General features: G+C 62.7%; 17 protein-coding genes and 1 pseudogene. 8 read left to right on the top strand and 10 right to left on the bottom strand.

Annotated elements, in window-relative coordinates; all coding sequences use genetic code 11:
• Nucleotides 1-2: 2 nt before the first annotated feature.
• The 6 genes from fghA to ACP7A3_RS19460 form a co-directional block, all read right to left on the bottom strand.
• Nucleotides 3-833 carry an S-formylglutathione hydrolase gene (gene fghA / locus ACP7A3_RS19485; RefSeq protein ID WP_062126555.1) on the bottom strand — a complete coding sequence of 277 codons (831 nt, stop codon included), beginning with the start codon at nt 831-833 and terminating at the stop codon, nt 3-5.
• 147 nt (nt 834-980) lie between these two features.
• Entirely contained in the window at nt 981-1,379 is a 399-nt protein-coding gene (locus tag ACP7A3_RS19480; RefSeq protein ID WP_062126553.1) for a VOC family protein, read from the bottom strand.
• 52 nt (nt 1,380-1,431) lie between these two features.
• Nucleotides 1,432-2,541, bottom strand: coding sequence for an S-(hydroxymethyl)glutathione dehydrogenase/class III alcohol dehydrogenase (locus tag ACP7A3_RS19475; RefSeq protein WP_017980840.1), 1,110 nt, complete (start codon nt 2,539-2,541; stop codon nt 1,432-1,434).
• A 341-nt stretch (nt 2,542-2,882) separates the two neighbouring features.
• Complete coding sequence (locus ACP7A3_RS19470) at nt 2,883-4,094, bottom strand: glutathione-independent formaldehyde dehydrogenase (protein WP_020486678.1); 1,212 nt, start codon at nt 4,092-4,094, stop codon at nt 2,883-2,885.
• Nucleotides 4,095-4,325: 231 nt separating this feature from the next.
• Nucleotides 4,326-5,246 (bottom strand): LysR family transcriptional regulator, encoded by a 921-nt coding sequence (locus ACP7A3_RS19465; protein WP_062126550.1) that lies wholly within the window; start codon nt 5,244-5,246, stop codon nt 4,326-4,328.
• A gap of 326 nt (nt 5,247-5,572) precedes the next feature.
• On the bottom strand, nt 5,573-5,884 hold the full coding sequence (locus ACP7A3_RS19460; RefSeq protein WP_425331928.1) for a metal/formaldehyde-sensitive transcriptional repressor: 312 nt from the start codon (nt 5,882-5,884) through the stop codon (nt 5,573-5,575).
• A gap of 267 nt (nt 5,885-6,151) precedes the next feature.
• On the opposite strand from ACP7A3_RS19460, the gene ACP7A3_RS19455 reads away from it, so the two are divergent.
• The 6 genes from ACP7A3_RS19455 (at nt 6,152) to ACP7A3_RS19430 (ending at nt 10,696) form a co-directional block, all read left to right on the top strand.
• Nucleotides 6,152-7,564, top strand: coding sequence for a cytochrome ubiquinol oxidase subunit I (locus tag ACP7A3_RS19455; protein WP_062126544.1), 1,413 nt, complete (start codon nt 6,152-6,154; stop codon nt 7,562-7,564).
• A 2-nt stretch (nt 7,565-7,566) separates the two neighbouring features.
• Nucleotides 7,567-8,571: a cytochrome d ubiquinol oxidase subunit II gene (gene cydB / locus ACP7A3_RS19450; protein WP_062126541.1), complete on the top strand. Its 1,005-nt coding sequence runs from the start codon at nt 7,567-7,569 to the stop codon at nt 8,569-8,571.
• Nucleotides 8,571-8,687: a DUF2474 domain-containing protein gene (locus ACP7A3_RS19445; RefSeq protein ID WP_082824896.1), complete on the top strand. Its 117-nt coding sequence runs from the start codon at nt 8,571-8,573 to the stop codon at nt 8,685-8,687. Before cydB ends, ACP7A3_RS19445 begins: the two co-directional genes overlap by 1 nt.
• Before the next feature lie 67 nt (nt 8,688-8,754).
• On the top strand, nt 8,755-9,651 hold the full coding sequence (locus ACP7A3_RS19440) for a bestrophin family protein (RefSeq protein ID WP_062126538.1): 897 nt from the start codon (nt 8,755-8,757) through the stop codon (nt 9,649-9,651).
• Between the two features lie 127 nt (nt 9,652-9,778).
• Nucleotides 9,779-10,042, top strand: a complete 264-nt coding sequence (locus ACP7A3_RS19435; protein WP_024310576.1) for a DksA/TraR family C4-type zinc finger protein — start codon at nt 9,779-9,781, stop codon at nt 10,040-10,042.
• A gap of 381 nt (nt 10,043-10,423) precedes the next feature.
• Complete coding sequence (locus tag ACP7A3_RS19430) at nt 10,424-10,696, top strand: WGR domain-containing protein (RefSeq protein WP_062126535.1); 273 nt, start codon at nt 10,424-10,426, stop codon at nt 10,694-10,696.
• Here the strand turns inward: ACP7A3_RS19430 and ACP7A3_RS19425 are convergent.
• From ACP7A3_RS19425 to ACP7A3_RS19415, 3 genes are read right to left on the bottom strand one after another with little or no spacing between them, the layout of a single operon-like run.
• Nucleotides 10,691-11,131, bottom strand: a complete 441-nt coding sequence (locus ACP7A3_RS19425) for a hypothetical protein (RefSeq protein WP_062126531.1) — start codon at nt 11,129-11,131, stop codon at nt 10,691-10,693. The two genes, ACP7A3_RS19430 and ACP7A3_RS19425, sit on opposite strands and share 6 nt — an antisense overlap.
• Nucleotides 11,128-11,904, bottom strand: coding sequence for an energy transducer TonB family protein (locus ACP7A3_RS19420; RefSeq protein WP_063113157.1), 777 nt, complete (start codon nt 11,902-11,904; stop codon nt 11,128-11,130). Before ACP7A3_RS19420 ends, ACP7A3_RS19425 begins: the two co-directional genes overlap by 4 nt.
• Entirely contained in the window at nt 11,882-12,097 is a 216-nt protein-coding gene (locus ACP7A3_RS19415) for a hypothetical protein (protein ID WP_062126525.1), read from the bottom strand. The genes ACP7A3_RS19420 and ACP7A3_RS19415 overlap by 23 nt, the downstream gene beginning before the upstream one ends.
• Before the next feature lie 125 nt (nt 12,098-12,222).
• On the opposite strand from ACP7A3_RS19415, the pseudogene ACP7A3_RS19410 reads away from it, so the two are divergent.
• Together ACP7A3_RS19410 and ACP7A3_RS19405 are read left to right on the top strand one after the other, a co-directional pair.
• A pseudogene (locus ACP7A3_RS19410) lies at nt 12,223-12,675 on the top strand (transposase); the annotation flags it as partial.
• Nucleotides 12,649-13,146: a response regulator gene (locus ACP7A3_RS19405; RefSeq protein WP_307718164.1), complete on the top strand. Its 498-nt coding sequence runs from the start codon at nt 12,649-12,651 to the stop codon at nt 13,144-13,146. The pseudogene ACP7A3_RS19410 and the gene ACP7A3_RS19405, both read left to right, overlap by 27 nt.
• Here the strand turns inward: ACP7A3_RS19405 and ACP7A3_RS19400 are convergent.
• Nucleotides 13,131-13,535, bottom strand: a complete 405-nt coding sequence (locus tag ACP7A3_RS19400) for a hypothetical protein (protein WP_010409157.1) — start codon at nt 13,533-13,535, stop codon at nt 13,131-13,133. The two genes, ACP7A3_RS19405 and ACP7A3_RS19400, sit on opposite strands and share 16 nt — an antisense overlap.
• Nucleotides 13,536-13,554 lie beyond the last annotated feature (19 nt).

The following is a 13,554-nucleotide window of genomic DNA, read 5'->3' as shown; positions in this document are numbered from 1 at the left end:
GGTCATTGGGACAACGCCGCGGCATGGTGGGCGATATGTTCGCCGATGAAACTCGCGATGAAATAATAGCTGTGGTCGTATCCAGGCAGCCGATGGAGCGTCAGCGGGTGCTCGGCAGCCTTGCACGCCGCCTCCAGCAAGTCGGGGCGCAGCTCGCGCTCGACAAACTCGTCATCCAGACCCTGATGGACGAGCAACGGCAGACGCTCGCGGGCGGCCTTGATAAGTTCGATGGCGTCATATTGCTTCCACGCCTCGCGATCGTCACCCAGATAGGCCGTGAAGGCACGCTCGCCCCAAGGCACCTGGCTCGGCGCTACGATCGGCGAGAAGGCCGATACGCTGCGATAGCGTCCGGGGTTGCGCAGGGCGGCAACAAGGGCGCCATGCCCGCCCATGGAATGGCCCGCGATAGCCCGGCGATCATCGGCCGGGAATGTGGCTTCGATCAGCGCCGGCAATTCCTCGACGACATAATCGTACATGCGGTAGTGTGCGGCCCAAGGTTCCTGCGTCGCGTTGACGTAGAAGCCGGCGCCCTGCCCCAGATCATAGCCGGGATCGTCGGCCACGCCTTCGCCTCGCGGGCTGGTGTCCGGCACGACGAGGATGATCCCGTGCTCGGCCGCGAAACGCTGCGCGACAGCCTTGGTGATGAAATTCTGCTCGGTGCAGGTCAGGCCGGACAGCCAATACAGCACCGGCACGCGACCGTCCTTCACCTGGGGAGGCAGATAGACGCCGACCTTCATCGGACAACCGAGGCTGATCGAGTCATGCTGATAGACGTCCTGCCAACCGCCGAAGCTGGCGTGATGTTCGACACGTTCCATTTTTGTTTCCTTGCTTCGACGGTTGGTGGACGGTGTGGCGATAGGAGCCCTTTTGCTGGCTGTTGTGCGGGGGGAAGCGCCGGCGCCTGTTTCAGCGCCGGCGACAGCCAGTCATAGGGTTGCGGGTATCGCCCTCACCTTCCGGCTTCAGATGAAGGTGTACGAGCAGACCTTGTTGCCCGCCGGATCACGCAGATAGGCCGCATAGGCACCCGGCAGATGGCCACGCGGGCCGGGCTGGCCCTCGTCGGTGCCACCGGCCGCGAGGCCGGCCGCGTGGAAAGCGTCCACTTCGGCGGGCGTCGCGGCGGCAAAGCCAACCGTCACGCCGTTGCTGGAGGGCGCTTCGCCATTGCCGGGACGGGCAATGATGAAGGCGGGCTTGTCGCGACCGTACAGCACCCAGCCATTGCCGAAGGGGCCGAGGTTCTTGACGCCCAGGGCGCCCAGAGCGGCGTCATAGAACGCCGACGACTGCTCGACGTCGGCAGCGCCGATGAAGACGTGCGAGAACACGCCGTTGCCGGAGATAACGGGGTCAGCCATGATATTCTTCCTTGAGGTTAGTGTTTGAAACTAAACGGCGTAATCTGTCGGATCAGTAGTGGATCACGGTGCGGATCGACTTGCCTTCGTGCATCAGGTCGAACGCCTCGTTGATCTCATCGAGACCCATGGTGTGGGTGACGAAGGGCGCCAGATCGATCTCGCCCTTCATGGCGTCCTCGACCATGCCGGGAAGCTGGGTGCGCCCCTTGACGCCGCCAAAGGCCGACCCCTTCCAGACGCGGCCCGTGACGAGCTGGAACGGACGGGTGGAGATTTCCTGGCCCGCGCCGGCAACGCCGATGACGATCGACTGGCCCCAGCCACGATGCGCGGATTCCAGCGCGGCCCGCATGACATGGACGTTGCCGATGCACTCGAACGTGTGGTCGATGCCCCATCCGGTCATCTCGATCAGCACTTGCTGGATCGGCTTGTCATAGTCCTTGGGGTTGATGCAGTCGGTCGCGCCGAACTGACGTGCCAGCTCGAACTTCGTCGGGTTGGTGTCGATCGCGATGATGCGGCCTGCCTTGGCCTGACGCGCGCCCTGGATCGCGGCGAGACCGATGCCGCCCAGACCGAACACGGCAACCGAGTCACCCGGCTGCACCTTGGCGGTGTTGTGGACCGCGCCGATGCCGGTGGTGACGCCGCAGCCCAGAAGGCAGACATGCTCGGGGTTCGCTTCCGGGTTGATCTTGGCGAGCGAGACTTCGGCGACGACGGTGTATTCGCTGAACGTCGAGCAGCCCATGTAGTGATAGAGGGGCTGGCCGTTGTAGGAGAAGCGCGTGGTGCCATCAGGCATCAGGCCCTTGCCCTGCGTTTCGCGGACCGCGACGCACAGGTTGGTCTTGCCGGACAGACAGAACTCGCACTTGCCGCACTCGGCGGTGTAGAGCGGAATGACGTGATCGCCCGGCTTGACGCTGGTGACGCCCTCGCCGACCTCGACGACGATGCCCGCGCCCTCGTGACCGAGAACGACCGGGAAAATGCCCTCCGGATCGTTGCCGGACAGCGTGAAAGCGTCGGTGTGGCATACCCCGGTATGCGTGACCTTGATGAGCACTTCGCCTTTCTGGGGCGGTGCGACATCGATCTCGACGATTTCGAGCGGCTTGCCTGCCTCGAAGGCTACGGCGGCGCGAGATTTCATTTTGATTTCCCTCGTTGGTTGAATCGGACCGCCGGTTGTGAAGCCCGGCGAAGCGCGACTCTCGGACAAACACATACTGGCGGGAGTATGTCTAATATACTCCTAGCCAGTATGCAAGAGGGATATCGACTGAGGGATGGAGGCGCCTGACAGGACGTCATGGCTTGGGAAAGCGCAGCGCGATCGTTGATGCTGCGTTTCCGGAAAGGGGCGGCTTGCCGATCCGGGGGGGAGTTAGATCGACAAGCCGGAAGGGGGTGTTCGTGCGGAAAGCAGTCCGCCCCCTACGACTCAGAATATCCCCCGGTCATGACCGGGGGATATTCCGGGTTAGAAGAAGATCAGGCCGCTACGGAGCCGTGCGGATCGATGACGTACTTGAACGCCGATCCGTCATCGAACTCCTTGTAGGCCGCCGGCGCATCCTCCAGCTTGATGATCTTCGTGTTCATCATCGGGGTCAGATAGGGCATCCGATCGTTCAGGATCGCCCGCATGAGGGCGTGGTTGTAATTCGCCGTCGGCGACTGGCCTGCCGACATCCGCGGCGACTTGATCCAGCCACTGGCCCAATCGACTTCCATGCTGCCCTTCTTGTTGTCCCTATTCTTGGAGATCGGATTGGGGCAGTAAACGCCGACCGTGCTGGTCATCCCACCGAAGCGGACATATTTCAGCAGCGCGTTGGTGACGGCGTTCTCGACGATCTGGTCGGACTCCGCCCCGAACCCGCGACAGTCGAGGCCCACATAGTCGATGACGCGATCGGCCTCGCGCTTGCCGGTGATCCGTTCCAGATGATCCTCGATCGGAATGCCGTCCGACAGGTTGATGGTCTCGACGCCGTGCGGCTTGAGCAGATCGAGCCGCTCCTGAATGAAGTCGGCGACGATGATGGCGCCGGCACCGAGGAGCTTCGCGCAGGCTGCGCCCGCGCGACCGACAGGCCCCGCGCCGAAGATCAGCACGTTCTCGCCGACGATATACGCAGGCTGCGCCGGCCAGTCGGGCGCGGCGAACCCGTGGAACGCGGTCGGCAGCACGTCCGAAAGCAGCGTCAGATCACGGATCTTCGCCATGGCCGCGTCCTTGTCGGGGAAGGCCAGCAGATTGAAGTCTGCATAGGGCACGAACAGGTAATCCCCCTGACCGCCGGTCCATCCGCCCAGGTTGAAGCCGTAGGCGCCGCAATCGACTTCGGGGTTGGTGTGCTCGCACACGTCCGAGCGCATGTGCTTGCAGTTGTAGCAGCGTCCGCAGCCGACGTTGAAGGGAACGGACACGATATCGCCGACCTTGATATATTCGACGTCGGAGCCGACCTCGATCACCTCGCCGGTCATCTCGTGGCCCATCGTCATCCCCTTGGGGACTTCGAACGAACCGCGGTAGATGTGAAGGTCGCTGCCGCAGATGTTGGTGGTGACGATCTTGAGAATGGCGCCGTGGGGGGCTTTCTTGCCCTGCGGCGTAATCAGCTCCGGGAATTTGAAGGTGTTGACCTTCATCTCCATCGGCTTCTCGAATGTGACGATCCTGTTTCCGGTAGCCATCGAATTATCTCCTAGCTCTCGTCCGCCACCCCTCAATAATGTTGAAGTTTCTACCGGACGCGCCAAAGGAGCTGCGCTGAATTAAATCAACACAATACGCCTTTGGCGATCCAGACCTCTTCATTATCGTCCATGCAGAATGGCTTTGGCTGCATGTGACAGCAAACTCGAAGTTTCTATCTTGAGATAGGAAATTCCTATGAGCGTTTTTCGCACCGCAACATTGCCGGTTCAGCCCTTTCGAGGCTGAAATTGGCGATGCAATGCAAGGATTTCCTGCAAAGGAGACACGACTTTGGGAGTGTGGACCAGCTCAAGAAGGGCTGCCGAGGGCGGCGACTTTGCCTCCCCCTTGACGCTGACGAATCCAACATCTGCGTGCGCGCCCGCACCCGTCAGTGCTGAAGCCTGAAGGTTTGGAATGTGGGCGAGGCGGGTCGCAAGCGATTGGGGCAAGACTGCCGCGTAACGCCCTGTGGCCAGATGCGCCGCCAGAATGTCGATCGTGTCCGTGTTGATCGTCGCGGCCGAGCAGTGCGCGAGCTGCAACTGTGCCTCGCTGGGGAGCGCGCCTGCCAGAATGCAAAGCGGCAGGCTCACGACATGATCCCACGCGACTCGCTTGGGCTGCGGCTCTTTGCTCATCTGGAACAGGGTCGTATGTTCCCGGTAGAGATGATGGGTCTCGAACTCGTCCTTCGGAACCTCGCCGAGATAGGTCAGCGCCATGTCCATTTCGTGATCCAGCAAGGATCTCAACAGCGAAGCAGTGCCACTCGCCGTCACGGTTTGCCCCAGCAAGGGGATTTGATCCGCAAGAGCGGCGCTGACGATCGCGCCGACAGCCGAAGTGCCTGATACCATGCCCAAGCGGAACAGGCCCTCCAGCCCTCGCTTGAGGGCCGACAGGTCACTCTCCAGCCCGTCACAGTCCCGTTCGATCTTCTTGGCCCAGGCGAGCACTGTCCCGCCTTCCAATGTGAGACCGTCATATCGCCGGCCATGCCGCACGATCTCGACGCCCAGATCTTCCTCTAGCTGCTTGATCCCCGCCGAAAGCGTCGGCTGCGACACGTTGCAGCTCTTGGCGGCCCGCCCGAAGTGACCCTCGCGATCGAGCGCTATGAGATATTCGAAATTCTTGACGATCATATGCTATCCCATCTGCCTGCGGCATCCGGCGCAGCGACAATTCGCAATTGCGCTCGACTCGCTCGGGCATGGCGGCGGCAATCCTGCACTGAGACCCTTGGAAGATAGATCGGTCAGGATGCGGCGGCGTGTTGAAGCTGAATCATCAATCCAAGACACGGAACCGGAAAAATATATATCCGCCTCTTCGGACGATCTATGAAAACGCCAACCCACAAATCGTACCAAGCGAAGATTGGTCGTATCTTCATTATTACCACCACATTACCGATACATACGCATCAGATATCCAGATAATTACCTATACGGGATGATCTTGGCCGCGCTCATTTGAGATATGTTCTCAATATCTTCATGACCCCCTCCATGTCATTATCGTAAGAGTCACCGTCCTGCCCCCCAATCGCCTTGCTTGAGGGTCCGAACGTCTCTTTAAGATGGCTCTCCATCACCTCCGCCATCAATCCGTTGGTCGCTCCCCGCATTGCCACGATCTGTTGGAGCAGGGGTGCGCAGTCCGTACCTGCCTCGATCGCCCTTTCCAGCGCTTCCGCCTGCCCTTTGATACGGCGAAGGCGTGTGATGGCCCGCTTCTTGTCCTCTGGTGAATGTGGCATCGCGCTTTCCTGAAAGATCACCACTACATACTATACAGGGGGGGAGTTTCAAGCCGCTTGTGAATTAAGGGTCGCGGCTCGTCGACGGCCTCTGCCGATTCATAGCTGCAACGGCCCGCTTTCCCCCTCCAAACATCAGGAGCTGATCTATGGTTCCCTGCCCCCTTGATACTGGTGGGGAGTATGATATTAAAGTGCGCAAGGCTGTTCCACCTTTCGCCGAGCACGCGCCGCAGCACCACAACGCTGGTCGCAGTTGAGGAGGCCGAAAGTCAGGGAGAAAATCTGGTGCTTGCGAATCTCGATCCGGTAATCCTGGCGCGCGCGCAATTCGCGTTCACGGTCTCCTTCCACTTCATTTTTCCGGCCTTCTCCATCGGCACGGCAAGCTACCTGATGGTGCTTGAAGGGTTGTGGCTGAAAACGGGGAGCGGCGTTTACGCCAACCTCTACCGCTATTGGCTCAAGATCTTCGCCGTAGCCTTCGGCATGGGCGTGGTCTCGGGCGTGGTCATGTCCTATCAGTTTGGGACGAACTGGTCGGTCTTCTCGGCCAAAGCCGGCCCCGTCATCGGCCCGTTGATGGCCTATGAGGTTCTCACCGCGTTCTTCCTTGAGGCGGGCTTCCTCGGTGTCATGCTGTTCGGAATCAACAAGGTGGGCAAAGGGCCGCACTTTTTCGCGACCTGCATGGTCGCCGTCGGGACGCTCATCTCGGCGACCTGGATCATTTCCGTGAATAGCTGGATGCAGACGCCGGCAGGCTATGCGATCAATGCCAAGGGCCAGTTCGTGCCCGCAGGTTCGTGGCTTCCGATCATCTTCAACGCGAGCTTTCCATACCGCCTCGTTCACACGGTCATCGGGGCCTATCTGACGACGGCGATGGTCGTCGGTGCGGTCGGGGGATGGCACCTTCTGCGCGACCGCGCGAATCCCGGCGCGCGCAAGATGTTCTCGATGGCGATGTGGATGGCGGCGCTCGTCGCTCCGATCCAGATTCTCGCGGGCGATCAGCACGGCCTCAACACGCTGGAGCATCAGCCGGCGAAGGTTCTCGCGATGGAAGGTCATTATGAGGCCAGCCCCGACGGCGCTTCGCTCATCCTTTTCGGCCTCCCGAGCAACAAGGATGCGGTGGTCCACGGCAAGGTCGAAATCCCCTATCTGGGATCGCTTATCCTCAAGCACGATCCCAAAGCGCCCCTCCCCGGCCTCAACGACTTCCCGCGCGATCGCTGGCCGCCCACGCCGATCGTCTTCTGGTCGTTTCGGATCATGGTGGCGATGGGCCTCGCCATGCTGGGGCTGGGACTTTGGAGCCTGCTCGCCCGCTGGCGCGGCAAGCTCTATGACTGGCACTGGCTTCACCGCGCCGCTGTCGCGCTTGGTCCGTCAGGTTTCGTCGCGGTCATAGCAGGATGGGTCACGACGGAGGTTGGGCGACAGCCCTTCACCGTTTACGGCCTGCTGCGAACCGCAGAGTCCCATTCCCCCTTGGCCGCACCCGCCGTCGCGGCGTCCCTCGTCGCTTTCATCCTCGTCTATTTCGGCGCCTTCGGGGCCGGCACCTATTATCTGCTCCGGATGATGGCAAAGCCGCCCGCAGCCGGTGAGCCGGAACCGTCCAAGGTGCCGCAACGCGCGGCGGGCATTACGCCGGCGAGCGGCGTCGTGGCATCGACCGGACGGGAGGCATGAACATGGAGCACCTCGATCTCACCATAATCTGGGCCGGTATCATCGGTTTTGCTGTCTTCGCCTATGTCGTGATGGACGGGTTCGATCTGGGGATCGGCATCCTCTTCCCGAGCCTTTCGGTCGGAGGGGAGCGCGATCAGGCGATGAACTCGATCGCGCCGGTCTGGGATGGCAACGAAACATGGCTGGTGCTGGGCGGAGGCGGTCTCTTCGCGGCCTTTCCCCTTGCCTACGCCATCATCCTTCCCGCGACCTACCCGCTCATCATCGCGATGTTGCTCGGTCTCGTGTTCCGCGGGGTGGCATTCGAGTTTCGTTGGCGAGATCCACGCCATCGTCCCTTCTGGGATGTCGCCTTCAGCTTTGGGTCCGTTCTCGCGGCGTTCTCGCAGGGGATCACGCTGGGCGCGATCCTGCAAGGCGTGCGGGTCGAGGCCGATGCCTATGCCGGGGGATGGCTGGATTGGCTGAGCGCGTTCAGCCTCTTGACCGGCGCGGCAGTCGTAATCGGATATGCGCTTCTCGGCGCGGCCTGGCTGGTCTGGAAAACCGAAGGGCCGGGCCAGGAACGCGCCCGTCGACTGGCATTTTGGCTCGGCGGTGCGACGCTACTCGCGCTTTTCGCCGTCAGTGCGGCGACGCCGTTCCTGACCTATGACTATTGGCGACGCTGGTTTGCGATGCCCGGCGTGCTTCTCACCGCGCAGGTTCCTCTGCTGGTGGCAATCTGCGCTGCAACCTTCTTCTGGAGTCTGAAGCGCGGCGCGGAGCGTCTGCCCTTCATTATGGCGCTTGGCCTGTTCTTTCTCGGTTTCGTTGGGCTGGGGATCAGCATCTATCCCTATGTCGTTCCCCGCGCCGTCACGATCTGGGATGCAGCCGCTCCCCCGCAAAGCCAGCTCTTCATGCTGGCGGGTGCGGCCATCATCATTCCGATCATTCTCGGCTATACCGCGTGGGCCTATTGGGTGTTCCGCGGTAAGGTCGGCGCCCACGGCTATCACTGATGGATGAGCAAAAACCGCTCGGTCGACGGCTCGCCTGGATGGTCTTAATCTGGGCGGCCAGCGTTTTGGCGCTGGGGGCTGTCGCGCAGGTCATTCGCCTCATCCTCAAACCCTGACGGCAGCTCGTTTCGACGAGCTGCCGAGGGAAATGCCGGCAAACAGGCGAAGGACATTCCACGGACCATGATCGTTCGATCGCAACCGAGCTTCCAAGATATCATTTTCACCGTGCATGGCTCGATCTTGCCGCGCATCGCGCGGAGGCTGGCGGCGATAGCGATCGTCAGTGTGATCGCCATCCTGGCCGCCCAAGCCCATCCCGGCATTTTCGCGCGTATCTCGACGATCCCTTTCACCCTGATCGGCATCGCGCTCTCGATCTTCATGAGCTTTCGCAACAATGCCTGCTATGCGCGATGGTGGGAGGGGCGGCAGCTATGGGGCGAGCTGATTATCTCGGCCCGTTCGTTCGCGCGCGAGACATCGCTTCTCCCTGACGAGGATCGGCGAGCGTTGCTCCACAGCATATGTGGCTTTGCCTGCGGCCTCACCGCACGCCTTCGCGGCGAGGACGAAATCGCCGCTATTGCGCCGTGGGTCGAAATCGGCCCGGCGACAAAGAGCCCGAACGTCACCAACCTCGTGCTCGATCGTATGGGGCGTAGGCTGCTCCACCTGAAGCAGACTGGCGTCATTACGCCGATTCACTATGCCGTCGTGGCAGAAGACATGCGATCCTTCGGCAAGGTTCAGGGCGCTTGCGAGCGGATATCCACGACGCCCGTGCCGTTCGCATATTCTCTGCTGCTTCATCGCACCGCAATTATCTTTTGCGTGATGCTTCCCTTCGCGCTCGCAGGATCACTCGACTGGTGGACGCTCCTGCCGGTGCTCCTTACCGCCTATACCTTTTTCGGCCTCGACGCGCTGGGACACGAGCTGGAAGACCCGTTCGGCGTCGAGCCCAACTGTCTGCCGCTTTATGCGATGAAGCGGACAATCGAGCGGGATATGTTGTCGCTGCTTGGCGAAGAAGATCTACCCGCTCCACTGGAACCCCATAAATCCGTCCTGAGCTAAATTTGCGCACTCCTTGATACTGGCAGGGAGTACCCTATATTCGGGTGCTGTGCTGGATAGTCGCGTGCTTGGCCCATGCGCCCCCGACTATCTGACCCCCAAGGTCAAAATCGAGGAGCTTGCGGCGATGGCAAATGGATGGGCACCCGATAGTGCGGTGCAGGACCAGATTGATGCAACGATCATGGACGCGGTTTTCGCCGCCCGATCGCGTCTGCCTTCCGGCGAGGGTAGCACCGACTGCGAGGTGTGCGGCGACGAAATCCCCGCGAAACGCCGCACGGCCATACCCGGCGTAAGAACCTGTGTCGCCTGTCAAAGCGAACGCGATAAGCGCCCCACCTTCACCGGCATCAATCGCCGGGGCAGCAAGGACAGCCAGTTGCGCTGATGACGAATGGAGGGCGGCCAAGGCCAAGAATCCGGTGTATTGTACGACGGAGCTGAAGGCCGCCCAATAGCGAGGCCGAACCTCAGTCGCAGCAGCCGCGCTTGAAATGCCGGATCAGGAACCAAACGGCGCCGGCCAGGATGGCGACGATGACGATGCCCTGAACCATGTGCCGCCCTCCGTTCGCGCAGCTTCATCGATCTTCTAGCAGGCTTCGCCATCTCGGTCATGGGCAAGCCGATCGGGCGGTGTTCAACGGCTGAACACGGTGTATCGAAATCTGCACCACGGGCGCGCTGATCGCTTTTGTGAATCACCGCCCCCGCACTGATTCAGGAATGTCGCCGGACTTCGCGGGCCTGATTTTGTAGGCTTTGCGCCATGAATGGCGCAGCTCTCCCGCTTTGTGATCCGATCGAGCTGGTGGCGCTTGACCCGGCCCGCAACGTCCGGCGCGGCTACAGCATCACCGCGAGCCTCGACCTGTTCGGCATGATCTTGGTGGAAACCCGCTGGGGCCGGATCGGCGCGCGCGGTCAGGCCCGTTCCCACGCCTTCGCCGATCGCGAGGCGGCCGAGCGCCATATCGCCGCGACCTTGCGCCGGCGCAACTCGGCCGAGAACCGGATCGGCGTCGCCTATCGGCCGCTATAGGGCGGACCCGGCCCCGCTCGCGTGATTTCCGCGCAGCCGCGCCCCATAGAGGGTATTCGGGCCGAGATGGATGCCGAGCGCATCGAGCAGGCCTGCGCAGCGGGCGACGGCCGCGATCAGCAGCGGATCGGCCGGGATGGCGCGGCCGTGGCTGGTGATACGCTGTTCCTGCGCGAGCCACGTCAGCAGCAGCATTTCGCCCTCGCCGACGAGGCGGGAACCGGGCGGCAGCACGGTGATGCCGTGGCGGGCCGCCACGCGGCGCAGCTCGGCGAAGAACAGCGCTTGCGACTTCGCGGCCTGGCGCGACGGCTCCGAGGCGCGGGCATCTTCATCGGCATGGAAATGCTGTTCGTCGCCGCGCAGCATGGCGAGGGCGCGGCGTTCGAGCGCGGGGCGGCGACGCAGCGCGATCGGGGAGAAGGGCGCGCTCAACGTAATAGGAACTCCACAGGCACTACCAGCTCGATTTCGTCGGGCCGTTCGGGCGGAATCTTGGGGAGCGGATCAGCGCGGCGCAGCGTGTCGAGCGCGGCCTGATCGAGCGCCGGGAAGCCGGAACTCCGCACCAGCGACGAGGATAGCACATGGCCGTCGCGGTTCATCCGGAACCGGATATAGGCGACGCCTTGCTGGCGGGCGCTCTTCGCCGCGCCGGGATAGCGCTGGTATTTCTGCAAGCGGGCGAGAACGCGGCCCTCCCACGTATCGGGCGCGTTGCTCGATACCTGCGGCGCGGGGGGCGCCGGCGCCGTCTTGGGCGCGGCGGTTTCCGGTTGCGGGGGCGTCGGATCGACGGGCTTCACCGCTGGCGCGGGTGGGGGCGGCGCGATCGTCGGGACCGGGATGATCGGACGCTCGACCGGCACGACCTTTTGCGGCGTGGGCTGGCGCTGGTGCTTCTCGACCGGCTTGGGCGCCTCTTTCGGTTTGGGCGGCGTCTCGGGCGGCGAGGCGAGCGGAAGCAGGCTCACCACCAGCGGCGCCGAGGGCGGCGGCGGGTTGAAATGATGCTCGAACGTCAGGAGCAGGCCGGCGAAGGCCACGGCAAAGACCAGGCATGTGCCGAGAAAGCCGAATATCTTGTGTTCGGGCGGCGGGGCATAGGGATGCCGCTCGACCGGGAGCGGCAGCACGATCGGCAGCGTTTCGGCATCGTCGCGCGCCTGGCGCGCGTCGTCGCCGTCAGGGCGCATGGTGGCGAGCATGTTGCGGCCTCCCTGTCGGTCGCAGGACGTGGCGCGCGATCACCAGCAGCGGGATCGCCAGCGCCGCCCACGACAGGCACCACCAGATGCCGCCTTCGCCGAACAGCGCCGAGAGCAAGCCGAACAGGGTCAGCGCCGCGAGGGCGATCGGCCACGACCATTGACGGCGAAAGGTGGAGCGATGCCGTTTCATCACTCGGCCGCCTCTAGCCCGGCTTATTCATCGGGTTCGGTCAGAAGGGTTGGCGGGAGTGGTTTAAGCGATTGCTTTGATGTAGGAAAATGGGTGTCTAGGCCATTCCTGCAGCGAGGCAATTTATGCCACGGACCACACCCGCCGGGAGCGATGATAGCGCGCCGGGATTTTCGTTTCCAGCGATCGGGCGCAAGAAGATCACAGCCGCGTTCGACGGAGGTCGGCTCACCTCGGATGGCGGTGTTCTGCTGCTGGCACAGGCCGAGCGCGCGATGGGGCTTTGCCGGCGGCTTGCGGCTTGCATTGCCGATCCGCGCGATCCTGCGCGGGTGATCCATCGCCTTGATGACATACTGCGTGCCCGCGTGTTCGCGATCGCGTGCGGCTACGAGGACGCCGATGATCTCGACGCTCTGCGTGACGATCCGGGCTTCCGCCTGGCGCTGGGCAAGCTGCCGGGATCGGGCGCGGGGCTGGCCAGCCAACCAACGATGAGCCGGTGGGAAAATGCGCCGACCACACGCGAGTTGGCCAGGATGATGTCCGCGATGATCGACATCTACTGCGCCAGTTACGATTGCAAGCGCCTACAGATACAGGCGGTTGTAGAGGTGATGAACACTTCGACCGTACCTTTCGCGCTCGCGGTCGATGACGTCCCGATCATCCTGATGGACATGACGCTGATCCTGGAGGACGCCGGCTTTCGCTGTCATGAGGCGATGGACGGCGATACCGCGATCGTGCTGCTGGAGGAGCAGGCCGACAACACCATCCTGCTGTTCTCCGATGTCGAGATGCCGGGATCGATCAACGGCTTTGCGCTGGCGCGTCATGTCGCACAGCACTGGCCCTGGATCGAGATCGTGATCGCCAGCGGCAATATCCGTCCCAATCCGGGTGACATGCCCGAGAAGGCGACGTTCATCCCGAAGCCCTTCTCGGCTGCGATCGTCCACGAGCACCTCCGCAGGACGCTGCCTGACGGCAAGAAGCCCGCGCCGCTGAAGAATGCGGTGACGACGCCGGTTCAGCCGGGAGCCTGAGCCACCCCTGCCGAGGCGAGCAACTGCGCGTCGGTCGCGTCGCGGTTGTCGATCCACCATTTGGCGTCCGCGATGCCGAGCAGCGCCGCGCCGGTTTCGACGCTATCGAGAGGTTGATCCTTGCGCAGCAAGGCGATCCGTTTCGCGCGAATGGTCGTTGCCCAGCTGACCTGTCGTTCCGAGCCGTTGAGCGGCGCCAGCGACAGATGGGCAACGGCTTGTTGCGAGGCCGCGGCGTCGCGCTCGTTCTCTTCCTGGCGCTGCTTGCGGTAGCACGCGCCGCAGACCGTCGTGCGCAGCCAGGTGGCCTTGCGCTCCTGCTGCGACGCGAACCCGGCAATGAAATGGGTTTGCTCATGGCCGCAGGTGTGGGTGATGCGATGGTCCATGACGTTCAGCCTGTCATAT

The sequence above is a fragment of the Sphingomonas sp. DC5200-1 genome, assembly GCF_049897245.1.
Classification (GTDB): Bacteria; Pseudomonadota; Alphaproteobacteria; order Sphingomonadales; family Sphingomonadaceae; genus Sphingomonas; species Sphingomonas aquatilis.
The sequence above is the reverse complement of the archived record's forward strand: the minus strand, read 5'-3'. Positions and strand labels throughout refer to the sequence as shown.

Excerpts from the sequence above, each read along its gene's own strand:
- fghA (WP_062126555.1), bottom strand. The coding sequence starts at position 833 with ATGGAACGTGTCGAACATCACGCCAGCTTCGGCGGTTGGCAGGACGTC.
- ACP7A3_RS19480 (WP_062126553.1), bottom strand. The coding sequence starts at position 1,379 with ATGGCTGACCCCGTTATCTCCGGCAACGGCGTGTTCTCGCACGTCTTC.
- ACP7A3_RS19475 (WP_017980840.1), bottom strand. The coding sequence starts at position 2,541 with ATGAAATCTCGCGCCGCCGTAGCCTTCGAGGCAGGCAAGCCGCTCGAA.
- ACP7A3_RS19470 (WP_020486678.1), bottom strand. The coding sequence starts at position 4,094 with ATGGCTACCGGAAACAGGATCGTCACATTCGAGAAGCCGATGGAGATG.
- ACP7A3_RS19465 (WP_062126550.1), bottom strand. The coding sequence starts at position 5,246 with ATGATCGTCAAGAATTTCGAATATCTCATAGCGCTCGATCGCGAGGGT.
- cydB (WP_062126541.1), top strand. The coding sequence starts at position 7,567 with ATGGAGCACCTCGATCTCACCATAATCTGGGCCGGTATCATCGGTTTT.
- ACP7A3_RS19445 (WP_082824896.1), top strand. The coding sequence starts at position 8,571 with ATGGATGAGCAAAAACCGCTCGGTCGACGGCTCGCCTGGATGGTCTTA.
- ACP7A3_RS19440 (WP_062126538.1), top strand. The coding sequence starts at position 8,755 with ATGATCGTTCGATCGCAACCGAGCTTCCAAGATATCATTTTCACCGTG.
- ACP7A3_RS19435 (WP_024310576.1), top strand. The coding sequence starts at position 9,779 with ATGGCAAATGGATGGGCACCCGATAGTGCGGTGCAGGACCAGATTGAT.
- ACP7A3_RS19430 (WP_062126535.1), top strand. The coding sequence starts at position 10,424 with ATGAATGGCGCAGCTCTCCCGCTTTGTGATCCGATCGAGCTGGTGGCG.
- ACP7A3_RS19420 (WP_063113157.1), bottom strand. The coding sequence starts at position 11,904 with ATGCTCGCCACCATGCGCCCTGACGGCGACGACGCGCGCCAGGCGCGC.
- ACP7A3_RS19415 (WP_062126525.1), bottom strand. The coding sequence starts at position 12,097 with ATGAAACGGCATCGCTCCACCTTTCGCCGTCAATGGTCGTGGCCGATC.
- ACP7A3_RS19405 (WP_307718164.1), top strand. The coding sequence starts at position 12,649 with ATGATCGACATCTACTGCGCCAGTTACGATTGCAAGCGCCTACAGATA.
- ACP7A3_RS19400 (WP_010409157.1), bottom strand. The coding sequence starts at position 13,535 with ATGGACCATCGCATCACCCACACCTGCGGCCATGAGCAAACCCATTTC.